Source organism: Kaistia terrae (assembly GCF_026344005.1).
Lineage (GTDB): Bacteria > Pseudomonadota > Alphaproteobacteria > Rhizobiales > Kaistiaceae > Kaistia > Kaistia terrae.
Genome location: NZ_JAPKNH010000002.1, coordinates 397,880 through 420,498 on the forward strand (window position 1 = coordinate 397,880; position 22,619 = coordinate 420,498).

The window sequence follows — 22,619 nt, forward strand, 5'->3', positions numbered from 1 at the left end:
TTGCGTCAGCCAATGGCTGCGCGACCCTGCGCGGAAGGATGATACTTAGCATGTCAGTGACAAAGCAGGGCGAAACCAAGGCCGAGGACGTTTTGGCCGGGGGGGCGGCTCTCACGGGGTTGATCGAACGGGCCGGCAAGCTGCGCGGTCCGGCGCCCGTTCATCTCTGGAATCCAACCCATTGCGGCGTGATCGATATCCGCATCGATCATCAGGGTGTCTGGCACCATGAGGGGCGTCCAATCCTGCGCGAGGCGCTGGTGGCGCTGTTTTCCACCGTTCTGCGCCGGGAGGCCGATGGCAGCTATGTGCTCGTCACGCCTGCGGAAAAACTGACGATTACGGTCGAAGACGTCCCTTTCATCGCCGTAGAAATGGCCATGGAGGGGGAAAGCGACGCGCAGAGGCTGGTATTGCGCACCAATGTTGGGGACGTGGTCACGGTCGATGCGGAACACCCTCTGCGCGTGGCGACGGGATCCGACGATGGTGGGCTGATGCCCTATGTCCGCGTTCGCGGCGGCCTGGAGGCCCGGCTGGCGCGTCCGCTGGTGCACGAACTGGCCGCCTATTTCATAGAGCGCGGCGATGAAATCGGTGTGCTCTCCTCCGGTCACTTCTTCGGCATCGGGGCTCGAAACGAGACGGTGACGTCGTGACGCGGCAGGATTTCGAGGATCCGTTCCGGCCGGATCATTTTTTCGACAGGGCGCGGAAGTTGCTGCTCCCCCTGGAAACACCGCTGGCCGCGAGGCCAAACGAGTCGGTCATCAATCCTGAGTTCATTCCGCCCAGAGGGTTCATTTCGCGCGATGCGGCGGTGCTGATTCCGATCGTCGAGCGCAGCACGGCGACCGTGCTGCTGACGCGGCGGACGCTTCAGTTGCGCAAGCATGCGGGCCAGATCGCGTTTCCCGGCGGCAAGATCGACCCGACCGATGCCGATGCGACGGCCGCCGCTCTGCGCGAGGCGCAGGAGGAAATCGGACTCGATCCGGCGATGGTCGAGCCGATCGGCGGACTCGACCCTTATATCGCCGGCACCGGCTACCGGATTACCGCCATTGTGGCTCGCGTGGCGCCCGATCATCACCTCGTGCTCAACCCGGCCGAGGTTGACGCGACCTTCGAAGTGCCGCTCTCTTTCCTTATGACACCGGAAAATCACCAGACAATCAGTCGCGATTTTGATGGCGTCCGGTATTCGCTCTACGAAATGCCGTATGATCAACACCATATCTGGGGCGTAACCGCCGGAATTATCCGCGGCCTTTATGAGAGACTCTTTCGATAGATGCTGAGATTTCTCGCGATCACCCTGTTCTGCTTCCTGGCCCCGTTCATGGTCTATGCCGGCTGGCGCCAGCTAGCCCCCGGTTTGACGCTTAATCGGACCGACTGGTCGTACACTGTGTTGTCCCGGTTGGCGGGCATTGGCATCGTCATCACGCTGATCGCGGTGCTGGGTCTGGTGCATTTCTCGGGCGGTGAGGTCGGAACGACCTATCACCCGGCAGAATTCCGGGACGGCAAGCTCGTCCCAGGCGGATTCAATTGAGCCGAACCGATTTCCGGGATGCGGCGTTTCTTTCCGATCCGCTGGTCCGCCAGGTGCTCACCTTGCTGTCCACGGAAGGCGAGGAGGCGCGGGTCGTCGGCGGCGCGGTGCGCAACACGCTGATGGGATTGCCGGTCGCCGATGTCGACATCGCCACGACGGCCCTGCCGCAGACCGTGACGGAACGGGCCGAAGCGGCCGGGCTGAAGGTGGCGCCTACCGGCGTCGATCATGGCACGGTGACGGTCATCGGCCATCACCATGTCGTCGAGGTGACGACACTCCGCCAGGACATCGAGACGGATGGCCGCCGCGCCGTCGTGCGCTTCGGCCGCGATTGGCTGGCTGATGCCGAGCGGCGCGATTTCACCATCAATGCCCTGTCCGTCGATCTGGATGGGCGCCTGTATGATCTCGTTGGCGGGCTTGCCGATATGTCGGCGCGACGGGTCCGGTTTATCGGCTCGGCCGATCGACGGATCGCCGAGGATCGGTTGCGGGTACTGCGTTTCTTCCGTTTCCATGCTGCCTATGGCGCCGGTGCACCCGATCCTGAGGGGCTCTCGGCCGCCATCCGCGCCCGGCATGATCTGGCCGAGCTCTCGGCCGAGCGGATCGGCCAGGAAATGCGCCGTCTCGTCATAGCCGAAGGCGCGGTTCCGACCATCACCCTCATGCAGGAGAGCGGTATCCTGCCGCTGATCGCTGCCAGCGTCGGCGATCTCGTCGCCATTGCCCGCCTGCCGGAATTTGAAGGCGGTGAGCCGCCGGTGGCGGCCTTGCGTTTCGCTGTCCTTTTCGGCCGCGTGCAGGAAGATGTCGATCGGATCGCCACCCGCTTCCGCCTGTCCAATGCCGAGCGAAACCGCATGCGGGCAGCGCTCGCGGCAGGTCTGGATGCGGCGGCGACATCGTCGCCCGCCGACGATCATCTGGCGCTTTACCGGATCGGGCAGGGCGCTTTTCTTGACGGCCTGACGCTGGCCGGCGCCAAAGGGCTGCTATCGGCCGAGGACGTTGGCGCGCGCGCCGCCTCGGCGCAGGCTTGGGCGATCCCGGTGTTTCCGCTTTCCGGTCGCGATGTCGTCGAGCTTGGCGTCGATCGCGGTCCGCTTGTCGGCCTGCTGCTCAAGCACATGGAGCGCGGCTGGATCGACGAGGATTTCCGCGCCGATGCGGCGGAACTGCGGGAACGATTGCGAGCATTCCTGGCGAGCTACCAGCAACAGCAACAGCAGCAATAAAAAAGGGCCCCGACGGGGCCCTTTTCAATTTGGTGTTCGGTCGACGTGCGCTTAGTGCGCGACGTTGGCCCAGATCTTCCGCTTGGCGAGATAGAGCAGGCCAGCGAAAACGATCAGGAAGATGATCACCTGGAAGCCGATGCGCTTGCGCGCGTCGAGGTGCGGCTCGGCCGTCCACATCAGGAAGGCCGAGACGTCGCGCGAGTACTGGTCGACAGTCTCGGGCGTGCCATCGGTATAGGTCACCTGGCCATCGCTGAGCGGCGGCGCCATGGCGATGGCTGAACCGCTGCCGAAGCCGACATTGTAGTGCAGGCCGGTGCCGATCTTCACGCCTTCCGGCGGTTCCTTGTAGCCGGTCAGCAGGCCATGAATATAGTCCGGGCCGCCTTCCTGGTACTGGGTGAAGATATCCAGGACGAACCAGGGGAAGCCACGCTCGACGGCGCGGGCCTTGCCCATCAGCGACAGGTCCGGCGGCGCCTTGCCATTGTTGGAGGCAGCGGCGGCTTCCGGATTGGGGAAAGGCGCCGGGAAACGATCCGACGGGCGGGCGGCGCGCTCGAACATGTCACCGACGTCGTTCGGGCCGTCCTGCACCTGGAAGGTCTCGGCAAGAGCCTTGACCTGAGCCTCGGAGAAGTGCGGTCCGCCCGGCTGGCCGAGATTGCGGAAGCTGACCAGGTTCATGGAATGGCAGCTTGCGCAAACTTCCTTGTAGATCTGATAGCCGCGCTGAAGCTGCGCCGTATCGAACCTGCCGAAGACGCCGGCGAAGCTCCAGGGCTCCTGCGGCGGCTTCACGATCGGATAGTGCGGGGTCGCGGCGTGCGCTTCCCCTTCGGCGGCGCTTGCCGGTCCGGCCACCAGCGTCGCGGAAGCGACGCCGAGGGCGATGACCAGACCAAACCGCGCGATTTTCTCGGAAAGGGACTTCATCATGATCAATCCGTGATCCTCTCGCGGCTTACTTGGTCTGCGGCGCGGCAGGCGCACCGACGGTGACGTTGGCCGCCCCCTTGCCAAGCACCGATTCGGTGATCGAGGCGGGGAGGGGCTTCGGCTTCTCGAACAGGCCGAGCAGCGGCAGGATCACCAGGAAGTGGGCGAAGTAGTAGATCGTCAGGATGCGCGAGGCGATGACGTATCCACCTTCGGCCGGACGCGAGCCGAGATAGCCAAGACCGATCGACACGATCACCAGGATCCAGAAGAACTGGCGATAGAGCGGACGGAAATTGGCCGAACGGACCTTCGAGGTGTCGAGCCAGGGCACGACGAACAGCACCGCGATGGCGCCGAACATGGCGATGACGCCGCCGAGCTTGTCGGGAACCGAACGCAGGATCGCGTAGAAGGGCAGGAAGTACCATTCCGGAACGATATGCGCAGGCGTCACGAGCGGGTTAGCCGGGGTGTAGTTGTCGGCATGACCCATGAAGTTCGGCAGGTAGAACACGAACCACATGTAGACGATCAGGAAGACCACCAGGCCGAACGCATCCTTGACGGTGAAGTAGGGATGGAAGGGCAGGGTGTCCTGGCTCGACTTGACGGAGACGCCGGTCGGGTTGTTCGAGCCGGGGATGTGCAGGGCCCAGATATGCAGGCCAACGACGCCGACGATCATGAACGGCAGCAGGTAGTGCAGCGAGAAGAAGCGGTTCAGCGTCGGGTTGTCGACGGCGAAGCCTCCCCAGAGCCAGGTCACGATCGTCTCGCCGACGATCGGAATCGCCGAGAAGAGGTTGGTGATCACGGTGGCGCCCCAGAAGGACATCTGTCCCCAGGGAAGCACGTAGCCCATGAAGCCGGTGGCCATCATCAGCAGGAAGATGATCATGCCGAGGATCCACAGCACCTCGCGCGGCGCCTTGTAGGAACCGTAGTAGAGGCCGCGGAAGATATGGACGTAGACGGCGACGAAGAACATCGATGCGCCGTTGGCGTGCAGGTAGCGCAGCAGCCAGCCATAGTTCACGTCGCGCATGATGCCTTCAACGGAGGTGAAGGCGAGCGAGGTGTGGGGCGTGTAGTGCATCACGAGCACGACGCCGGTGATGATCTGCGCAACCAGCATGAAGGCGAGGATGCCGCCGAAGGTCCACCAGTAGTTCAGGTTCCGCGGATTGGGGAACACGACGAACGACGAATGGATGAGCCCGCCGATGGGCAGACGTGCCTCGAACCACTTCAGGAAAGCGTTCTGCGGCTGATAGGTCGATGGTCCGGACATGATCTCAAATTTCTCCCGGTCAGCCGATCTTGATCTTGGTGTCGCTCACGAAGGAATAGACCGGAACGGCCATGTTCTCCGGAGCCGGACCACCGCGGATGCGGCCGGCCGTGTCGTAGTGCGAACCATGGCATGGGCAGAACCAGCCGCCGAACTCGCCCTGCTGGCCAAGGGGAATGCAGCCCAGATGGGTGCAGACATTGACCATCACGAACCAGTTTTCCTTGCCGGGAGCGGCGCGGTTTGCGTCGGTCGCGGGGGCATCGAGCTGCAGGTTGGCGTTGCGGGCGACCGGATCCTTGAGATCGGTCAGGGCAACGCTCTTTGCCTCGTCGATTTCCTTCTGGGTGCGATTGCGCACCACGACCGGCTTGCCGCGCCACTTGACGGTCAGCGTGTCGCCGGGTTGCAGCGCGGAAATGTCGACTTCCGTGGAAGCCAGAGCAAGCGCCGATGCGTCGGGATTCATCTGATTGATGAAGGGCCAGACGGCGGCTGCGACACCAACGGCGCCCACTGCGCCAGTCGCAATATAAAGAAAGTCGCGGCGGGTCGGTACTGCCGTAGCGGTTTCAGCCAAGATGATGCCCTCTCAGTCCTCGGTAGCGGGAGCTGCCGTCGTCATCGACCATTTGCATCGCGCATCAAAACGATGCTCAAGGCAGCCGGCCGAAAATAGATGGGAAAACCGCCATGGTCCCCATCTCTCAGATTAGAAGCTGTTTAGCCACCGACCGCGAGGAATGTCCAGAGAGCGCTCGCGGTATGCGCACATTGTCGCGGGATGGACGCGTCAGTTGCGACCGCCGGGACGGGCAATCGACGAGAACCGGCCCAGCAGACGCGCAAAATCCTCAAGGTCTCGCTCCGACCAGTCGTGGAAGTGTTCCAAAAGCAGCACATGCTTGTAATTCCGCGTGCCGGTCACAAGAGACGCCCCCAGTTCGGTGAGCTTCAGGGCGCTGCGGCGCGCATCGTCGGGCGCAGCGACCTTTGCGACCAGGCCGGCCGATACCGCCTCGCGCACGAGACGACTCGCCTGGGATGGATCGACACCCATCTCCTGCGCCACGAGGCCGATCGAGACGGCGTCCGGCGCCTCGGCGCCATTCCCGGCAATCGCGTGCAGGACTTCGACGAGGCCGGGATCGATATCGACACCGAGATCCGACAGCACCCGCCGACCGAGCGATTGCCGCGCCATGCTGCGGCGGATGCGGCCAAGGGCAGAATCGATCCGCTCGATGTCGCCGGCGCGGGCGGGCTCGCGCTCGAGGCGCTCGAGCGACTCAGCTGCCACGCGGTCGATGCGTCGTCGGGGTTCGTCGTCGGGTGTGTTCGTCATGGCATCAATCTAGCATTGGCTCAGGGGGCCGGTGCAAAGCCAATTCCGGGTCGCCGGAATGTCCTCTTGTATTATATGCATGAGTCATGCATATAATTACACGGGATCATTGCAATGGCTTTTCGGCCATCTCGCCCAGCGATCCGTGAACAGGAGACTGTCATGACCGAGGCATCCGCCTTCCACGACTCCGTCCCGCGCGTCCGAGGTGTCTCGACGCCATCCAGCCCGCTTTACCGGGTCGACAGGTTCATCGTCCCGGCCAACGGCCGCGACGAGTTTCTCGCCCGCGTCCACGACACCCACGCTGTATTGCGGCAGCAGGACGGCTTTCTGCAGGACATGATCCTTGAGCAGCAATCGGGGCCGGGCGCGTTCAATATTGTAACCGTGGTCGAATGGGCGAACGCGGAGGTTGTTGGTCGGGTCAGCGAGGCCGTTGCGAAGCGCCATGCCGAGATCGGTTTCGACCGGCACGAGATGATCGCGCGCCTCGGCATCACCGCCGATATCGCCAGCTACGCCCGCGTTCCGGCTATCTGACGGCCGTTGGCCACGCACGACCGGGGAGGGCGATTGTCGCCCACCCCGGTGCCGTTTCAGTTGGCGTGCAGGTCGAGGAAGCCGCCGGACTGCCGACGCCAGAGGCTGGCATAGAGCCCGTCCTGCCGCAGCAACTCCTCGTGGCTGCCTGTCTCGACGATGTGGCCCTGATCGAGCACGATGAGCCGGTCCATGGCCGCGATGGTGGAGAGGCGGTGGGCGATTGCGATCACCGTCTTGTCCTGCATCAGCCGCAGGAAGCTCTCCTGGATCGCCGCCTCGACCTCCGAATCGAGCGCCGAGGTCGCCTCGTCGAGGATCAGGATCGGCGCGTCCTTCAGCAGCACGCGGGCAATGGCAATGCGCTGACGCTGCCCGCCTGAAAGCTTGACGCCACGCTCTCCGACATGAGCGTCCAGCCCTGTGCGACCGCGCGGGTCGCTCAGTCCCTGGATGAAGCCATCGGCGTGAGCCTGCCGCGCTGCTTCGACCACGGCCTCTTCGGACGCGTTTGGCTGGCCATAGAGGATGTTGTCGCGCACCGAGCGATGCAGCAGCGAGGTGTCCTGCGTAACCAGGCCTATCTGCTGGCGCAGGCTGTCCTGCGTCACGTCGGAGACATTCTGCCCGTCGATGAGTATGCGGCCCGACTCAACGTCGTAGAAGCGCAGCAGCAGGTTGACCAGCGTCGACTTGCCAGCGCCCGACCGTCCGACGAGGCCGACCTTTTCGCCGGGCTTTATAGTGAAGGTCAGGTCCTCGATGATCCCGCCCGCCTTGCCATAGTGGAAGCGGACATTCTCGAAGCGGATCTCCCCCTTGGAGGCCACGAGCGGCTTGGCGCCGGGCTTGTCGAGCAGATCATACGGACGGGCGATCGTCTCCAGCCCCTCCTGCACGGTTCCCATCTGCTCGAAGATGCCGACCGCCACCCACATGATCCAGCCGGACATGTTGGTGATGCGGATGGCGAGGCCGGCGGCAACCGCGATGGCGCCCAGCGTGATGGCCTCGAACGACCAGAGCCAGACGGCGAGCGTGCCGGTCGCCATCACCAGCAGGCCGTTCAGGCTCGAAACCGTTGCGTTCATCGCCGTGATCAGGCGTGTCTCGTTCTTGAAGGCGGCGGTGTGCTCGACCAGCGCCTCCTTGGCATATTCGTCCTCGCGCTCGGGATGGGCGAAGAGCTTCACCGTCTGGACGTTGGTGTAGCTGTCGACGATGCGGCCGGTCAGCTGCGAACGCATCTCGGACATGATGGGGGCGCGGTCGCGGATGCGGGGCACGAACCAGGCCAGCGTCACGACATAGGCGACGATCCAGATCAGCAGCGGCATCGCGAGCCGCCAGTCGGCGCTCCAGAAGATCACAAGCGCCGAGCCGGCGAAGATCGTCACGAACCACAGCGCATCGATGACCTGCGTCACCGATTCGCGCAAAGCCGGGCCGGTCTGCACGATCTTCGAGGCGATGCGGCCGGCGAAGTCATTGGCGAAGAAAGTGATGGACTGGCGCATCACATAGTGGTGCGTCTGCCAGCGGATCAGATTGGTGAAGTTGGGCGCGATGGTCTGCTGGTTGACGAGATCATGCGCCAGCGCCGCCAGCGGCCGCGCGATGACGATGACGAAGCCCATCCAAAGGAACGTCGGACCATAATCGGCGATGATTTCGCTCGGCGTCGTCGTTTTCAGAAGGTCGACGATCGAGCCAATATAGCGAAGCATCGCGATCTCGATCAGGGAAACGATCAGGCCGATCGCCATCAGGATCAGGAGAAACGGCCAGATCTGCCGACAATAGCGCCAGTAGAAGCCGAGCAGCGTCGCGGGCGGCATGCTGTCGTCATGGCTGCGGAACGGATCGATCCGGGATTCGAAGAAGCGGAACATGAGATGTCCAGAGTTTGCTGACGGATCCGCGCCTTGGTTGCGCGGCTGGAAATCGGGTTTTGGGCGCATCTCGGGCGGGAGAGGGCGCGTCATCCGGCGGAAGCGAATGGCCTTGGCGAACCGGGAACCGGATGGGTCGGAAAGGGAGTGTCCGGAGGTTCGGCCGGGTGGGCCAGGAAGCGTCAGAGCGCGGCGTTCGTCGCCTGACGGGGGCAGATCGCGGGCCGGATGTTCAACAGGATCATTTCCATCCAACCCTCCCGGATCTGCGTTGCGGGCGCATTTTGCGGCGGCAACTGGTTCAATCCCGCAACTCTAGCGCGGATTGGCGCCTGAATCGCTCGCATTCTTCGCTGGGGAGAGCATTAAGGGCCGTTTGTTGCGAAAGGGCTACAGGGGCGTATCGCCCCCGCAGCCGAGATTATTCCGCCGCGATCTCGTGTGCTGTGAGGCCGCCGATGAAGCCACCAGACTGGCGGGCCCAGAGCGAAGCATAGAGACCCTGTGCGGCCAGAAGCTCCTGGTGCGTGCCGGTCTCGACGATGCGTCCCTCGTCCATGACGACGAGGCGGTCCATCGCTGCGATGGTCGACAGCCGGTGCGCGATGGCGATCACCGTCTTGTTCTCCATCAGCCCTTCGAGCTGTTCCTGGATCACCGATTCGATCTCGGAATCGAGCGCCGAGGTCGCCTCGTCGAGCACGAGGATCGGTGCGTCCTTCAGCAGGACGCGCGCGATGGCGATGCGCTGGCGCTGGCCGCCCGAAAGCTTGACGCCGCGCTCGCCGACATGGGCGTCGTAACCGGTGCGGCCACGCGGATCGGAAAGGCCCTGTATGAAGCCGTCGGCGGCCGCCTGGCGAGCGGCGAGACGCACCGCCGCGTCGTCGGCGTCGGGCCTGCCATAGCGGATGTTGTCGCGCACCGAGCGGTTCAGCAGTGCCGTATCCTGGGTGACGACGCCGATCGCGGCACGCAGCGAACCCTGCGTGACGGTCAAGATATCCTGCCCGTCGATCCGGATAGCGCCGCTTTCGAGGTCGTAGAGGCGCAGCAGCAGGCTCACCATCGTCGTCTTGCCGGCGCCGGAGCGGCCGACCAGGCCGATGCGCTCGCCGGGCTTGACCAAAAGGTTGACGCCGCGCAGCACCGGTGTCTTGCCGCCATAGTTGAAGACGACATTGTCGAAGGCGATTTCGCCCTTGCTGACGATCAACTGCGGCGCGTCGGGTTGGTCGATCAGTCCATGTGGGCGGGCGATCGTGCGCATGCCGTCCTCGACCGTGCCGACATTGTCGAACAGGCCGGTGAGCGTCATCATCACCCGGCCGGACATCACGGTCAGCCGCATGACGAGGCCAAGCGCCACCGCCGTCTCGCCGCCGCTGATCGTGCCGCGCATCCACAGTACCACGGCCGCAGCACCCGTCGCGCCGATCAACAGCGCGTTGGTGAACTGCATCAGAATCGACAGCGTCGTCAGCAGCCGGTTCTGATCGAGCATCCGTCCGGTCTGCTCGGCGATGGCGTTTCTGGCGGTGTCTTCCTCGCGACCATCGCGGGCGAACAGCTTTACCGTCTGGATGTTGCCGTAGATGTCGGCCAGCTTGCCGGTCAGCAGCGAGCGGGCTTCGGACGCGGCTGCGGCGCGCTTTCGCACGCGCGGCACGAACACGTAGGCGAGGGTTGCCAGCGCCATGACCCAGATCGCCAGCGGTATGGCCATGATCAGGCTGACATCGGCAAAGATGAACAGCGCCGAGACGACGAAGACGGAAATCACCCAGAGCGCGTCGATGACCTGGGTGATGGACTGCGTCAGCGCCGAGCCGGTCTGCACGATCTTGGTGACGATGCGGCCGGAAAAATCGTTCTGGAAGAACGAGTAGGATTGGCCGATCACATGCAGATGGTTGAGCCAGCGCACGCGCGCTGTTAGCGCCGGCGGCAGGGTCTGGTTCGACAGGATGGTCTGGATGGCGTTGACGAGCGGTCGCAGGACGACGACGACGAACGCCATGACGGCGAGTTGCCAGCCATGCTCGGCAAGGAAATTGGCCTGCTGGTTGCTGGCCATCATGTCGACCAGCCGGCCGACATAGGAGTAGATCGCGACCTCGGCCAGCGACACGGCGAGCCCCGCCGCCATCAGCGCGACGACATAGGGCCAGACGGGCATCAGGAAATGGCGATAGAAGGCGAGCAGGCCGGTCGGGGGAACGTTTTCTTCCGGGACGAACGGATCGATCAGATGTTCAAAGTAGCGGAGCATGCTGGATCCTGTATCACCATTGTCGCGGGCCCGCCGCGCCAACTTTACTGAAATGAAGGCCAGATGCCCCGTATCGCGCTCTATCAGCCGGACATTCCCCACAACACGGGAGCAATCCTGCGATTCGCTGCCTGCATGGGTGTGGATGTCGACATCATAGAGCCTGCCGGCTTCGACCTGTCGGATCGCGGATTGAAGCGCGCCGGCATGGACTATGTGGAGCGCGCCGTGCTTCGCCGCCACATTTCTTTCGAAACGTTCGAGAGTTTCCGGGCGGAGCAGGGCGGTCGGCTGGTGCTGCTGTCGACCAAGGCGGCGATTGCCTATACGGATTTCGCCTTCCGGCCGGATGACGTGCTGCTTTTCGGCCGCGAGAGCGCCGGCGTGCCCGAATCGGTGCATGAACGGGCCGAGGCGCGACTGATCGTCCCGATGCGGCCGGGATTGCGCTCGATCAATCTCGCCATGACGGTTGCCATGGTAACTGGCGAGGCCCTCCGGCAGACCTGCGGCCTGCCGGGCGTTCCCGCTGTTGAGGATGACACAAATGGCACTGCCTGACGCAATCGAGGACAAGAAGGCCCGCGCGAGCACCTGGTTCGCCGAATTGCAAGGTCGCATCATCGCCGGCTTCGAGGCGCTGGAGGACGCGGCATCGCCCGCGCTCTATGGCGACAAGGTCGGCCGGTTCGAGCGCAAGCCCTGGCAGCGCACCGACCACACGGGCGCGCCGGGCGGCGACGGCACGATGGCGCTGATGCATGGCCGGCTGTTCGAGAAGGTCGGCGTGCATGTCTCGACCGTGCATGGCAGCTTCGCCCCGGAGTTCGCCAAGGAAATGCCGGGTGCGTCGGAAGATCCGCGCTTCTGGGCGGCCGGCATCTCGCTGATTGCCCACATGACCAATCCGAACGTTCCGGCCGTGCACATGAACACCCGCATGGTGGTGACGACCAAGCAATGGTTCGGCGGCGGTGCCGACCTGACGCCGGTGCTCGACCGCCGCCGTAGCCAAGAAGATCCCGACAGCGTCGCTTTCCATGCGGCTATGCAGGGCGCCTGCGAGCGTCATCCGGTTGCCGATTACGAGCGCTACAAGAAGTGGTGCGACGAGTATTTCTTCCTGAAGCACCGCAACGAGCCGCGTGGCATTGGCGGCATCTTCTATGACGGCCATAATTCCGGCGACTGGGACGCCGATTTCGCCTTCACGCAGGACGTCGGCGTCAGCTTCCTCGCCGCCTATGACGCCGCGGTGCGCGCCAATTTCGAGCAGCCCTGGACCGAGGCCGACCGCGAGGAACAGCTGATCCGCCGTGGCCGCTATGTCGAGTTCAACCTGCTCTATGATCGGGGCACGATCTTCGGCCTTCGCACCGGTGGCAACATCGATTCGATCCTGTCGTCGATGCCGCCCGTGGTGAAGTGGCCGTAGGGGGCGTCATTCAAGGTGAGGAGCCTGCGAAGCGGGTGTCTCGAATGACGGCACACGACCCGGCAGCGTCTTCGAACTGGACGTAGGCCAAAAGCTGGGGCAAGCCTAAGCGAACATCCGTAGATACTCGAAGGCCACCATGACCTCTGCCTTGAACGAAATCGCCGCCTCGATCCGCACCATCCCGGATTACCCGAAGCCCGGCGTGCAGTTCCGCGACATCACCACGCTGCTTGGAAACGCGCGCGCCTTCCGCCGCCCGATCGACGAGCTGGTCCAGCCCTGGGCCGGAGCTAAGGTCGACCAGGTGGCCGGTATCGAGGCGCGCGGCTTCATCATCGGCGGCGCCGTGGCGCATCAGCTTTCGGCCGGCTTCGTGCCGATCCGAAAGAAGGGCAAGCTGCCCTTCGACACGGTCAGCATGTCCTACGCGCTTGAATACGGCACCGACGAGATGGAGATGCATGTCGACGCGGTCGGCAAGGGCGACCGCGTCATCCTAGTCGACGACCTGATCGCGACCGGCGGCACGGCCGAAGGCGCGGTCAAGCTGTTGCGCAATCGCGGCGCCATCGTAGAGGCCGCCTGCTTCATCATCGACCTGCCGGAACTGGGCGGCGCTGCCAAGCTGCGCGCGCTCGATGTTCCGGTCCGTACGCTGGTCAGCTTCGAAGGGCACTGACATGCCGGATTTCACGATCGTCGTCGGTTCTCGGCATTGGTCGAGCTGGTCGATGCGGCCCTGGTTGGTGCTGCGTCGGACTGGTGCGTCTTATGACGAGGTCGTGCTGCAGCATCGCACACCGGCCGGCAAGGCCGAGGCCGTCGCCCTCGGCCCGACCGGACAGGTGCCGCTGCTGATCGACCGACGGACGCAGGTTCCGATCAAGGTCTGGGATTCGCTGGCGATCTGCGAATATCTCGCCGAATGCTATCCCGACGCGAAGCTGTGGCCGGTTGACCCGGTTGCCCGGGCAACGGCGCGCTCTATTTCCGCCGAGATGCATGCGGGTTTTCGGCCCATGCGGATGGCGCTGGATATGGATCTGTTTGCGCTGAAGCCGGGCGTCGGACTCGACGAACCGGGCGTTGCTGCGGATATCGCGCGGATCGACTCTATCTTCCGCGATTGCCGCACGGCCTATGGCACGGACGGGCCGTATCTGTTCGGTCAGTTCACCATAGCGGACGCGATGTTTGCGCCCGTAATCAGCCGATTCCGTACCTATGAGCCGGCGCTTTCGGATCTCGCCGGTGAATATGTCGCCACAATGCTGGGCGATGCCGGGTTTACGGCGTGGGAAGATGCGGCTCGGCGCGAATTGTGAGAGTCTGCGTGACTCGTTGTGCCGTTGGGTACAACTCTATCGTGCGTGTGAAGTGCTCCTTGGGATGACGGCATGAACTCCTTTCTCGACCTCTTCAAATGGGATCGGTTCGTTGCGACGTCGGTCATCGAACTCCTGTTCTGGCTGCTGGCGGCCATCGCGGTTCTATTTGGCATTTCCGGGCTGATAAGCGGGTTGGCGCTGGTCCAGATCGCGCCGGGACACGGGCTGCTGGCAATCGCCGGCAGCATCATCGGCACGTTGGCGGCGATCGTTGCGGCACGCGTCGTCTGCGAAGCCGTCATCATGCTGTTCCGCGTCAATGAAAACCTGATGGACATCCGCGACAGCCTCGCCAACGCCGCCGAGCGCCAACCTCACGCGATCGAAGTGCCCGTTCTCGACCCCTACGCCGCGGCGATCGAGGCGATGCTCCCAGAGCCACCGCGCCCCGCTGCGGCCGCCACGCCGCCTCCCAGCCGCGCCGAGAATCGCTGGGGAGAAACCCGCCCGCCGGAGCCCCGCGCGCAGGAACAGAAACCGGAGCCAAGAGCGGCGGAACCACGGACCTCCGACGCCCGCGTCGCAGAGGCGAGGTCGAGCGAGACGGCTTCGCTGGAGGCCCGGCTGGCCGAGATCCGCGCTCGCCGCGAGGCCGCAGCCGCGCGCGTCTCCACAGCGCCTTCACAGTCCCAGGATGCCGGCCTTGCTGGGGCCAGGGCTCATCTGGAGGAGGCCGCTGCCCCGAAGTGGGAAGGGCCGCCTGCCGTTGAGGCCCGGCGCGAATCCGTCAAAACTGCCGCTATAGAGGTCAAGCCTCCGGTTGCAGATGCGAAATCGGCCGTCCTTGAGTCAAAGCCGGCTGTCGAATCCTCGGTGCCGGAAGTGAAGGCGCCCGAGGTCAAGGTGGAGCTGAAGCGCGCCGAAGCCAAGAAGCCGGATGCCAGGAAGGCCGAGAAGGTCGCTGAACCTGCCGTCGTGAAGGCGGTTGATGAAGCGCCGCTCGAGATCGATGCAACGTCGAAGGACGCGGTAGCGGAGGTGGAGAAGGTACTCGACGAAGCGGTCAGGGCTCTGGCCGGCGAGGCGGATGCCGCTGTGGAAACCACTGTCGTGAAACCGGCAAAGCAGAAGACCGACGACGCCGCATGAACCTTGCGGGCGTTCGCCATGCCGGCGACGGTCCTGACAATAAAAAGCCCCGGCGAACGTGCGTTCGCCGGGGCTTTTTATTGGGAACCGAACTGCTCAGGTGTTGAAGCGGAACAGCAATACATCGCCGTCGGCGACAACATATTCCTTGCCTTCATCGCGAGAGCGACCGGCTTCCTTGGCGCCCGCTTCTCCACCGAGGCGGGTATAATCCTCGAAGGCGATCGTCTGGGCGCGGATGAAGCCACGCTCGAAATCCGAATGGATGACGCCGGCTGCCTGCGGAGCCTTGGTGCCCTTGGTGATCGTCCAGGCGCGCGCTTCCTTCGGACCAACCGTAAAGTAGGTGATCAGGCCGAGCAGGTCGTAGCCGGCGCGGATCAGGCGGTCGAGGCCGGGCTCTTCAAGGCCGAGCGTCTCCAGGAATTCTTCCTGTTCGGCGGCGTCGAGCTGGGCGATCTCGGCTTCGATGGCGGCCGAAATCGTCACGCAACCGGCGCCCTGCGCCTTGGCCATCTCGAAGACGCGGTCGGAATGGGCATTGCCCGTCGCGGACGCCGATTCCTCGACGTTGCAAACGTACAGGACCGGCTTCGACGTAAGGAGGTTCAGCGCATTGAACGCGCCGCGATCATCGTCGGAGACCTGCAGCAGGCGGGCGGGCTTGCCCTCGCGCAGAAGCTCCAGGGCGGCGTCCATCAGGACGACCTGGGCCTTGGCTTCCTTGTCCGTGGCGGCGCGCTTGCGCAGCGGATTGACGCGGCGCTCGAGGCTGTCAAGGTCGGCGAGCATCAGTTCGGTTTCGACGGTCTCTGCATCCGAGACCGGATCGATGCGGCCTTCGACATGGGTGATGTCGCCGTCTTCGAAGCAACGCAGCACATGGGCGATGGCGTCGACTTCGCGGATATTGGCGAGGAACTGGTTGCCGAGGCCTTCGCCCTTCGACGCGCCGCGTACGAGGCCGGCGATGTCGACGAAGGTGAGGCGGGTCGGCACGATCTGCTGCGACTTGCCGACCGCGGCAAGCTTGTCGAGGCGCGGGTCGGGAACACCGACTTCGCCGGTGTTCGGCTCAATGGTGCAGAACGGATAGTTCGCTGCCTGCGCCGCCGCCGTCTTGGTCAGCGCGTTGAAAAGGGTCGACTTGCCGACATTCGGCAGGCCGACGATCCCGCATTTGAAGCCCATGATGTTCCTTACTCGTCCTTGACGCCGAAGAGGCGCTTCAGCCCCGCCGCGAACGGCCCATCGGCTGGCGGCGAAGCTGGTGAAGTTGATGATTTAGCCGACGTGGCGATGGAAGCCACGGCATCGAGCTTGGCAGGCGCCGGCTTGTCAGGCGCGTCAGGCTTGGTGGACGCGTCCACCTTGGCAGGCTTGTCCGCTTTCGGCTGCTTGACCGGCTTTTCCGGTTCCAGGGTGCGATGCAGCCGGTTGCCGAAAGTGCTGTCCTTGCCGTCCGCCAGCAGCGCCGCATTGTCGGCGACGGCGTCGAGCAGCAGGTTGATCCACTCACCGTCGACCTTGGCGAAATCATGCAGCACATAGCCATGCACGAGTTCCTTGGAACCCGGATGACCGATGCCGAGCCGCAGCCGCCGGTAATCCTCGCCAATATGGGCGGAGATCGATCGGAGGCCGTTGTGACCGCCATGGCCGCCACCGGTCTTCATCCGGATCTTGGCAGCAGGCAGATCGAGCTCGTCATGCATGACGACGATATCGGCGTTGGGAATCTTGTGAAAACGGGCAGCTTCGCCGACGGCGCGGCCGCTCTCGTTCATGTAGGTCTGGGGCTTCATCAGGAGCGTCTTGCGCCCTGCGAGCGTGCCCTCGGAAACCAGCGCCTGGAAGCGCGAGCGCCAGGGGCTGAAGCCATGGCGGCGGTGGATCGCATCCGCCGCCATGAAGCCGATATTGTGCCGGTTGAGCGCGTATTGGCTGCCCGGGTTACCGAGACCGACAATGAGGAGCATCGTGCTTCCCCCACGCTGAACCAGAGATAGGACCGAAGCTTACGCCTTGGCGGCGGGAGCAGCCTCGGTGGCTGCGGCTTCGCCTTCTTCGCTCTTCAGGCCAGCCGGAGCTGCGATCGTGGCGATCGTGAAGTCACGCTCCGAGACGACCGGGGTGACGCCAGCCGGCAGCTTGACGGCCGAGATGTGGACCGAATCGCCAATCTCGAGGCCGGTCAGGTCGACGACGATGTGATCCGGGATCGCATCGGCGGGGACCGTTGCGTCGATGTCGTGACGAACGATGTTCAGCACGCCACCGCGCTTCAGGCCGGGCGACTGCTCTTCGTTGATGAACTGCACGGGGATCTGGACGTGCAGGGTCGAGCCAGCGGAGACGCGCAGGAAATCAATGTGGATCGGCTGGTCGGTGACCGGATCCAGCGAGTAGTCGCGGGGGATCACGCGGATCTTCTCGCCGTTGACATCGATCGTGGCAACCGTCGTCAGGAAGCCACCAGCGTGGAGCTTCATGTAGACGGTCTTGTGGTCCAGCTCGATCGCAATCGGGGTCTGCTTGTTGCCGTAGATAACGGCCGGAATCTTGCCTTCGCGACGCGACGCCCGGGCGGCCCCCTTGCCCACGCGGTTGCGGACAGAGGCCGTGAGCTCGTAAGTATTGCTCATCGGTATTCTCCTTGTATGAAACAGAAAAAGGCCGCGGTGCCTCCAGGGGTGTCGGCGCGGCCGGCGTCCTTATAGACGAGCAAGGGGGATCGAACAAGCGCGCTGCGGCGAAAGCCGGCCGAAACGCTAGGCTCCGTGCGCGAAGCCGCTCAATGTCGCCCTCCGACCGACCGTACGCGGGTTGCGTCGGATAGGGTGGTGCGTTATTCGGACTGTGAAACTCATCTTTAAATCGGACCGGCTGGCCATGTTTGGATCTCTCTGTCGCGGTGCGGCCCTTATGGTCGCGATTGTCGGCTTTTCGCTTCCCTTCCATTCGGAGGCGTTCGGCCAGGCGACAGAATCTCCCGCCGCATCAACGCCCTCGGTCGAACCCGCCCCCGCGCAGCCAGCCCTTTCGGAGCCGGTGACGCCTGAGCCGATTCTCGAGGATGCGGCCGAGGCGCCCGTTGCCGAGCACGGCGTCGATCGCTCGACGCTGCCGCATGACCTGTCGCCGATCGGCATGTTCACCAATGCGGATGTGGTGGTGAAGTCCGTCATCATCAGCCTGGCTGTGGCATCTATCCTGACCTGGGCCATTTTCCTGTCGAAGTCGATGGAACTGGCGGCGTTGCGTCACAAGACCCGCGCGCTTGGCGAACGGGTTGCCCGCTCGCGTTCGCTGGCCGAGGCGGAAGCGCAGGTCGGTCGTCGCAGGGATCCCGGGTCGCGGCTGGTTCAGGCCGCCGTCGAAGAGGTCTCGCTGTCGGCCGGTCTCTCTGCCGACGGTATCAAGGAACGGGTGGCCTCGCGTTTCGAGCGGATCGAGTCGGCCGCCGGCCGGGGTATGATCCGCGGTACCGCCGTGCTCGCAACCGTTGGATCGCTGTCGCCCTTCATCGGCTTGTTCGGCACGGTCTGGGGCATCATGAATTCGTTCATCGGCATCAGCCAGGCGAACACGACCAATCTCGCCGTCGTCGCGCCCGGCATCGCCGAGGCGCTTTTTGCAACGGCAATCGGCTTGGTCGCCGCTATTCCGGCGGTTCTGTTCTACAACGTGTTCGCCCGCATCATCTCCGGCAACAAGGCCGTGATCGCCGATGTCGCGGCCGAAACGATGCGCCTTGTTTCGCGCGATCTGGACCGGGCCGAGGCACGCGGTTCGTCGCGCCTCGCCGCAGCCGAGTGAGGTGAGACGTGGCCGGCAAGCTTAGCCATCACGACGACGAACTCGTCGAGAACTCCGAAATCAACGTCACGCCGTTCATCGACGTGATGCTGGTGCTGCTGATCGTCTTCATGGTCGCCGCGCCTCTGGCGACCGTCGATGCGCCGGTCGACCTGCCGCGCTCGAACGCGAAGGCCGCCCCGCGCACCGACAAGCCGATCTTCCTGTCGCTGAAACCAGATCTGTCGCTGGTGCTTGGCAATGACCCGGTCTCGACCGAGGGGCTTGGCGCGGCGCTTGACGTCCTCACCAAGGGCAATCGCGAGGAGCGGCTCTATCTGCGCGCCGATCGCAAAGTGGCCTATGGCGACGTCATGGAGCTGATGAACAAGTTGCGCGATGCCGGCTATGCCAAGGTGGCGCTGGTCGGCATGGAAGGCGCCCGCTAGGCGCGGAGGCTCGGCGCAGCGGCCTCAAGCCATCGCGTCGATGCCGAACTCGGCGAACTTCCGGCCCAGGAACGTCTCGGCGTAGAAGCGCTCCACGCCGATCTTCTCGACCTTCGAACGGATATTCGATAGCCAGAGATGGCAGCACACCGTGTCCCCGGTGATGCATTCCTCGGCCGCGCCAGGCTCAAAGTATCGCCCCGTCTCGTTGTAGTGAACCGGATAAAACATCTCCGGACGCTGGGCGTGCTCTTCGAGACCCAGTTCCTGAACGAGGTGGGTAACGATCTTGGGTCCGAAGGTTCCCAAGGCGACCGCCTCAGGGCCTCGCGCCAGGCCGATCGGATAGACGGCGCGCTGCCAGATCCTCTTGGGCCACGGCCACCAGGGTGGAACGACCGGTCGCGCGGTGACAAAAGCCCATAGACGTTCCAGCAATTCGGAATCAGCCGGCATCTTGAGTACGGCATTGTTGATGCGGTTGCCGTCCTCCCAGCCGAAGATGTAGGGGCGATCGTCGAGGATCGGCTTCAGCATGAGGCAGTCGGCGTCTAGCCAGAGTCCCTTGCTCCGACGCAGCAGTTCCAGGCGGAAAATGTCCGCAAACAGCCGCGCTCCCCGCGCCTCCTTGTAAGCGATGAACGAGGAGAACGGCAGGATCTCGTTCGCGTCGCCAATCAAGACTTCGGCAGGCACGCCCTCGAGCTGATCATAGGTCCACAACGTCACGTCGTGGCCGCAATGCGCCATCGTCTTCAGGCACAATTGCTCGACCGGAGGCAGCCTGTCGCCGAACCAGAACGTATTGGCGGCGAGAGGCAAGGGTGACGTCGTCAGCGATGCCGGATCCATGAACCGGCTCAGATGAACAGGCTCGAGACCGACTTCTCGCTGGCTGTGCGGTTGATCGCTTCGCCGATCAGTGTCGAGATCGAGGTGACGCGGATATTCGGCGCCTTCTGTACGGCCTCGGTCGGCTGGATCGAGTCGGTGATGACCAGCTCTTTCAGCATCGAGTTGCTGATACGCGCCACGGCGCCGCCGGAAAGCACGCCATGCGTGATGTAGGCGACGACCGACTTCGCGCCATGCGCCAGCAGCGCCTCGGCGGCGTTGCAAAGCGTGCCGCCTGAATCGACGATGTCGTCGAACAGGATGCAGTCGCGTCCCTCGACATTGCCGATGATGTTCATGACCTCGGACTCGCCCGGGCGCTCGCGGCGCTTGTCGACGATGGCGAGCGGCGCATCGATGCGCTTGGCAAGCGCGCGGGCGCGCACCACACCGCCGACGTCCGGCGACACGACCATGACATTCTGAAGCTCGTAATGTTCCTTGATGTCACGCGTGATGACGGGAACGGCGAACAGATTGTCGGTCGGGATGTCGAAGAAACCCTGGATCTGTCCGGCATGGAGATCGAGGGTGAGGACGCGATCGGCGCCGGCGTGGGTGATCAGGTTGGCGACCAGTTTTGCCGAGATCGGCGTACGCGGGCCAGCCTTGCGGTCCTGACGTGCGTAACCGAAATAGGGCAGGACCGCCGTGATGCGGCGCGCGGAAGAGCGGCGCAGCGCATCGATGATGATCAGCAGTTCCATCAAATGGTCGTTGGCCGGAAAACTGGTCGACTGGACGACGAAGACGTCCTCGCCGCGCACGTTTTCCTGGATCTCGACGAAGATTTCCTCGTCGGCGAAACGACGGACCGAGCACTTCGCCAGCGGGATTTCGAGATAGGTGGCGATCGCCTCGGCGAGCACCCGGTTGGAGTTTCCGGCAACCAGCTTCAAGGTCTCGTGTCCCGACGTGAGGAGGTATAGGGAGAGTCGGCCCCGCGAGGGACCGTTCGTTCAGGCGCCGCGTTGTAACAACTGCGCCGCCGCACTGCAAACGCGATTCGCGGCCGTGCGGCAAGCGCGGAATGAAAGCAGGGCTTCGATCAGGCCCCGGAGCCCCATGCGACGATGTCGGAAACCGTCCGCCGCGCAACGTTCGAGGTCGTCGATTCGTCGACCCCCTGCCATGGATCCTGGGAACCGTTCGCCGACGTTTCCTGCCCGGAAATACGGTGGACGCGACGTCCGCTGGCGTCGAAGATGTCCCAGACATAGACGAGGATCGTTCCCGAGGCGTCGCCGACGGCGGAAAGGTAGCCCTTTACGACATAGCTGGCCTGCGGATCGCCGGAGGGTACCAGCGCGACGTTTTGTGCCAATGCCTCCTGGCCCAATTGCGCGGAGAGCCTGGAAAGAACGTTGCCCGGGGCGCCCGTCACGGGCGTGAACGAGAATTTCGCGTTCGCAAGCGGCACTGCCGGCAAGGCGGGCGCCGTCGAAGCCGCTGTCGCCGTCGAGGCGGACGGCTGACCGGAGTTCAATGTGTTGTTGCAGGCTGCCAGTGCAAACGTCGCCAACAGGATGGCGGCGCATGTCAGCAGCCGATTTCCCTTCACCATCATGGCGATCGTCCTTTCGGCGCGGTCGTCAGGACCCCGAAATCCTGTCTAGCGGCAATTCATATCTGGGTCCAGAAGCGCTTTCCCTATCGTCGCGAATGTGGGTGATCTGGCGACGATCATCCGGCGATGGTGATCGCGTGCAGCAGGCGGCCATAGTCCGGCTCGCCGGCATGAGTCGTGCGGCGATAGGAGAAGAAGCGCGTCGGATCGGCATAGGTGCATAGCGCCAGATCGCCAACCGTTCCGAGACCGGCTGCCCGCAGGCGCATGCCGATATAGGAGGGCAGGTCAAACTGGTGATGGTCGGCGCGGGCCGACGGCGTGAAATAGGCGGCGTTCGTTTCCGCGACATCGAGAAAGCGGGCGCGGAACTCGGGCCCGACTTCATAGGCGGCCTTCGAAATGGTCGGGCCAAGCACGGCGACGATGTTCTCGCGACGGGCGCCCAGTCCCTCCATGGCGGCGACAGTTGCCTCCAATACGCCGGTGAAGGCGCCTTTCCAGCCGGCATGCGCGGCGCCGACGACTCCGGCCTCACCATCCGCGAACAGGACGGGGCCGCAATCGGCGGTGCCGACGCCGATGGCGATGCCGGCCCGGTTGGTGACAACGGCGTCTGCCTTCGGGCCATCACCTGTCGCCCAGACCTGGTCGACCACCACGACATCGGGGCTGTGGACCTGATAGGGGGTTGCCAACTGGCGCGCCGCCACGCCGAGGTCCGCCGTGACGCGGGCGCGATTTTCCAGCACATGCGCACGCTCGTCGGCGGAGCCGACGCCGCAATTCAAACTTCCATAAATACCCTGCGATACACCGCCCTGGCGGGTGAAGAAGCCATGTCGGATGCCGGGGAGGGCTTCGAGCGCGTCGGCGGTGATCTTCATGGAGGGCTCCTTCACTTCA

General features: G+C 64.0%; 25 protein-coding genes. 12 read left to right on the plus strand and 13 right to left on the minus strand.

Translation table 11 applies throughout. From position 1 onward, the window contains the following. Positions 1-50: 50 nt before the first annotated feature. From OSH12_RS06965 to OSH12_RS06980, 4 genes are read left to right on the plus strand one after another with little or no spacing between them, the layout of a single operon-like run. Positions 51-659: a DUF1285 domain-containing protein gene (locus OSH12_RS06965; protein WP_266342800.1), complete on the plus strand. Its 609-nt coding sequence runs from the start codon at positions 51-53 to the stop codon at positions 657-659. Then, positions 656-1,294, plus strand: a complete 639-nt coding sequence (locus OSH12_RS06970; RefSeq protein ID WP_266342801.1) for a CoA pyrophosphatase — start codon at positions 656-658, stop codon at positions 1,292-1,294. The genes OSH12_RS06965 and OSH12_RS06970 overlap by 4 nt, the downstream gene beginning before the upstream one ends. Next, on the plus strand, positions 1,295-1,558 hold the full coding sequence (locus OSH12_RS06975) for a DUF6111 family protein (RefSeq protein WP_266342802.1): 264 nt from the start codon (positions 1,295-1,297) through the stop codon (positions 1,556-1,558). Further along, entirely contained in the window at positions 1,555-2,802 is a 1,248-nt protein-coding gene (locus tag OSH12_RS06980; RefSeq protein ID WP_266342803.1) for a CCA tRNA nucleotidyltransferase, read from the plus strand. The genes OSH12_RS06975 and OSH12_RS06980 overlap by 4 nt, the downstream gene beginning before the upstream one ends. Before the next feature lie 51 nt (positions 2,803-2,853). Here the strand turns inward: OSH12_RS06980 and OSH12_RS06985 are convergent, their stop codons facing one another. The 4 genes from OSH12_RS06985 to OSH12_RS07000 form a co-directional block, all read right to left on the minus strand. Next, on the minus strand, positions 2,854-3,741 hold the full coding sequence (locus OSH12_RS06985; protein ID WP_380223546.1) for a cytochrome c1: 888 nt from the start codon (positions 3,739-3,741) through the stop codon (positions 2,854-2,856). Positions 3,742-3,769: 28 nt separating this feature from the next. Beyond that, complete coding sequence (locus tag OSH12_RS06990) at positions 3,770-5,038, minus strand: cytochrome b (RefSeq protein ID WP_266342805.1); 1,269 nt, start codon at positions 5,036-5,038, stop codon at positions 3,770-3,772. Between the two features lie 19 nt (positions 5,039-5,057). Next, positions 5,058-5,618 (minus strand): ubiquinol-cytochrome c reductase iron-sulfur subunit, encoded by a 561-nt coding sequence (gene petA, locus OSH12_RS06995; protein WP_266342806.1) that lies wholly within the window; start codon positions 5,616-5,618, stop codon positions 5,058-5,060. A 213-nt stretch (positions 5,619-5,831) separates the two neighbouring features. Continuing rightward, positions 5,832-6,383, minus strand: a complete 552-nt coding sequence (locus tag OSH12_RS07000; protein WP_266342807.1) for a MarR family winged helix-turn-helix transcriptional regulator — start codon at positions 6,381-6,383, stop codon at positions 5,832-5,834. Positions 6,384-6,545: 162 nt separating this feature from the next. Between OSH12_RS07000 and OSH12_RS07005 the strand changes: the two genes are divergently transcribed. Further along, entirely contained in the window at positions 6,546-6,926 is a 381-nt protein-coding gene (locus OSH12_RS07005) for an antibiotic biosynthesis monooxygenase (protein ID WP_266342808.1), read from the plus strand. 56 nt (positions 6,927-6,982) lie between these two features. Here OSH12_RS07005 and OSH12_RS07010 read toward each other — a convergent pair whose 3' ends face one another. Further along, entirely contained in the window at positions 6,983-8,818 is a 1,836-nt protein-coding gene (locus OSH12_RS07010) for an ABC transporter ATP-binding protein (protein WP_266342809.1), read from the minus strand. A 421-nt stretch (positions 8,819-9,239) separates the two neighbouring features. After that, a complete protein-coding gene (locus OSH12_RS07015; protein ID WP_266342810.1) occupies positions 9,240-11,090 on the minus strand; it encodes an ABC transporter ATP-binding protein in 1,851 nt (616 codons plus the stop codon). A 63-nt stretch (positions 11,091-11,153) separates the two neighbouring features. Here OSH12_RS07015 and OSH12_RS07020 point away from each other — a divergent pair, with 63 nt between their 5' ends. From OSH12_RS07020 to OSH12_RS07040, 5 genes are all read left to right on the plus strand, one after another. Further along, a complete protein-coding gene (locus OSH12_RS07020; protein WP_266342811.1) occupies positions 11,154-11,651 on the plus strand; it encodes a tRNA (cytidine(34)-2'-O)-methyltransferase in 498 nt (165 codons plus the stop codon). After that, positions 11,638-12,525, plus strand: coding sequence for an oxygen-dependent coproporphyrinogen oxidase (gene hemF, locus OSH12_RS07025; protein ID WP_266342812.1), 888 nt, complete (start codon positions 11,638-11,640; stop codon positions 12,523-12,525). Before OSH12_RS07020 ends, hemF begins: the two co-directional genes overlap by 14 nt. 139 nt (positions 12,526-12,664) lie before the next feature. Next, complete coding sequence (locus OSH12_RS07030; protein WP_266342813.1) at positions 12,665-13,207, plus strand: adenine phosphoribosyltransferase; 543 nt, start codon at positions 12,665-12,667, stop codon at positions 13,205-13,207. 1 nt (position 13,208) lies between these two features. Next, positions 13,209-13,853, plus strand: coding sequence for a glutathione S-transferase (locus tag OSH12_RS07035; RefSeq protein WP_266342814.1), 645 nt, complete (start codon positions 13,209-13,211; stop codon positions 13,851-13,853). Positions 13,854-13,925: 72 nt separating this feature from the next. After that, complete coding sequence (locus OSH12_RS07040) at positions 13,926-15,005, plus strand: DUF4282 domain-containing protein (RefSeq protein ID WP_266342815.1); 1,080 nt, start codon at positions 13,926-13,928, stop codon at positions 15,003-15,005. Between the two features lie 96 nt (positions 15,006-15,101). Here OSH12_RS07040 and ychF read toward each other — a convergent pair whose 3' ends face one another. Genes ychF through OSH12_RS07055 form a run of 3 tightly spaced genes read right to left on the minus strand, consistent with a single transcriptional unit; the run spans position 15,102 to position 17,650 of the window. Further along, positions 15,102-16,196, minus strand: a complete 1,095-nt coding sequence (gene ychF, locus OSH12_RS07045; protein WP_266342816.1) for a redox-regulated ATPase YchF — start codon at positions 16,194-16,196, stop codon at positions 15,102-15,104. Positions 16,197-16,204: 8 nt separating this feature from the next. Continuing rightward, complete coding sequence (pth, locus tag OSH12_RS07050; RefSeq protein ID WP_266342817.1) at positions 16,205-16,984, minus strand: aminoacyl-tRNA hydrolase; 780 nt, start codon at positions 16,982-16,984, stop codon at positions 16,205-16,207. 39 nt (positions 16,985-17,023) lie between these two features. After that, positions 17,024-17,650 (minus strand): 50S ribosomal protein L25/general stress protein Ctc, encoded by a 627-nt coding sequence (locus tag OSH12_RS07055; RefSeq protein ID WP_266342818.1) that lies wholly within the window; start codon positions 17,648-17,650, stop codon positions 17,024-17,026. A 247-nt stretch (positions 17,651-17,897) separates the two neighbouring features. On the opposite strand from OSH12_RS07055, the gene exbB reads away from it, so the two are divergent. Further along, entirely contained in the window at positions 17,898-18,824 is a 927-nt protein-coding gene (exbB, locus tag OSH12_RS07060) for a tonB-system energizer ExbB (protein ID WP_266342819.1), read from the plus strand. A gap of 8 nt (positions 18,825-18,832) precedes the next feature. Then, on the plus strand, positions 18,833-19,252 hold the full coding sequence (exbD, locus tag OSH12_RS07065; RefSeq protein WP_266342820.1) for a TonB system transport protein ExbD: 420 nt from the start codon (positions 18,833-18,835) through the stop codon (positions 19,250-19,252). Positions 19,253-19,276: 24 nt separating this feature from the next. Here exbD and OSH12_RS07070 read toward each other — a convergent pair whose 3' ends face one another. From OSH12_RS07070 to pgeF, 4 genes are all read right to left on the minus strand, one after another. Next, positions 19,277-20,104 carry a hypothetical protein gene (locus OSH12_RS07070; RefSeq protein ID WP_266342821.1) on the minus strand — a complete coding sequence of 276 codons (828 nt, stop codon included), beginning with the start codon at positions 20,102-20,104 and terminating at the stop codon, positions 19,277-19,279. A gap of 8 nt (positions 20,105-20,112) precedes the next feature. Further along, complete coding sequence (locus tag OSH12_RS07075) at positions 20,113-21,045, minus strand: ribose-phosphate pyrophosphokinase (protein ID WP_266342822.1); 933 nt, start codon at positions 21,043-21,045, stop codon at positions 20,113-20,115. A gap of 149 nt (positions 21,046-21,194) precedes the next feature. Beyond that, positions 21,195-21,713 (minus strand): hypothetical protein, encoded by a 519-nt coding sequence (locus tag OSH12_RS07080; RefSeq protein ID WP_266342823.1) that lies wholly within the window; start codon positions 21,711-21,713, stop codon positions 21,195-21,197. A gap of 116 nt (positions 21,714-21,829) precedes the next feature. After that, entirely contained in the window at positions 21,830-22,600 is a 771-nt protein-coding gene (gene pgeF, locus OSH12_RS07085; RefSeq protein WP_266342824.1) for a peptidoglycan editing factor PgeF, read from the minus strand. Positions 22,601-22,619: the final 19 nt, after the last annotated feature.

Coding starts and splice junctions, on each gene's coding strand:
- OSH12_RS07035 (WP_266342814.1), top strand. CDS start 13,209: ATGCCGGATTTCACGATCGTCGTCGGTTCTCGGCATTGGTCGAGCTGG.
- OSH12_RS07020 (WP_266342811.1), top strand. CDS start 11,154: ATGCCCCGTATCGCGCTCTATCAGCCGGACATTCCCCACAACACGGGA.
- exbB (WP_266342819.1), top strand. CDS start 17,898: ATGTTTGGATCTCTCTGTCGCGGTGCGGCCCTTATGGTCGCGATTGTC.
- OSH12_RS07055 (WP_266342818.1), bottom strand. CDS start 17,650: ATGAGCAATACTTACGAGCTCACGGCCTCTGTCCGCAACCGCGTGGGC.
- OSH12_RS07000 (WP_266342807.1), bottom strand. CDS start 6,383: ATGACGAACACACCCGACGACGAACCCCGACGACGCATCGACCGCGTG.
- OSH12_RS07080 (WP_266342823.1), bottom strand. CDS start 21,713: ATGATGGTGAAGGGAAATCGGCTGCTGACATGCGCCGCCATCCTGTTG.
- OSH12_RS06965 (WP_266342800.1), top strand. CDS start 51: ATGTCAGTGACAAAGCAGGGCGAAACCAAGGCCGAGGACGTTTTGGCC.
- OSH12_RS06990 (WP_266342805.1), bottom strand. CDS start 5,038: ATGTCCGGACCATCGACCTATCAGCCGCAGAACGCTTTCCTGAAGTGG.
- OSH12_RS07030 (WP_266342813.1), top strand. CDS start 12,665: ATGACCTCTGCCTTGAACGAAATCGCCGCCTCGATCCGCACCATCCCG.
- OSH12_RS07005 (WP_266342808.1), top strand. CDS start 6,546: ATGACCGAGGCATCCGCCTTCCACGACTCCGTCCCGCGCGTCCGAGGT.
- pth (WP_266342817.1), bottom strand. CDS start 16,984: ATGCTCCTCATTGTCGGTCTCGGTAACCCGGGCAGCCAATACGCGCTC.
- OSH12_RS07015 (WP_266342810.1), bottom strand. CDS start 11,090: ATGCTCCGCTACTTTGAACATCTGATCGATCCGTTCGTCCCGGAAGAA.
- OSH12_RS07010 (WP_266342809.1), bottom strand. CDS start 8,818: ATGTTCCGCTTCTTCGAATCCCGGATCGATCCGTTCCGCAGCCATGAC.
- OSH12_RS06975 (WP_266342802.1), top strand. CDS start 1,295: ATGCTGAGATTTCTCGCGATCACCCTGTTCTGCTTCCTGGCCCCGTTC.
- OSH12_RS07070 (WP_266342821.1), bottom strand. CDS start 20,104: ATGGATCCGGCATCGCTGACGACGTCACCCTTGCCTCTCGCCGCCAAT.
- ychF (WP_266342816.1), bottom strand. CDS start 16,196: ATGGGCTTCAAATGCGGGATCGTCGGCCTGCCGAATGTCGGCAAGTCG.
- OSH12_RS06985 (WP_380223546.1), bottom strand. CDS start 3,741: ATGAAGTCCCTTTCCGAGAAAATCGCGCGGTTTGGTCTGGTCATCGCC.
- OSH12_RS07040 (WP_266342815.1), top strand. CDS start 13,926: ATGAACTCCTTTCTCGACCTCTTCAAATGGGATCGGTTCGTTGCGACG.
- hemF (WP_266342812.1), top strand. CDS start 11,638: ATGGCACTGCCTGACGCAATCGAGGACAAGAAGGCCCGCGCGAGCACC.
- pgeF (WP_266342824.1), bottom strand. CDS start 22,600: ATGAAGATCACCGCCGACGCGCTCGAAGCCCTCCCCGGCATCCGACAT.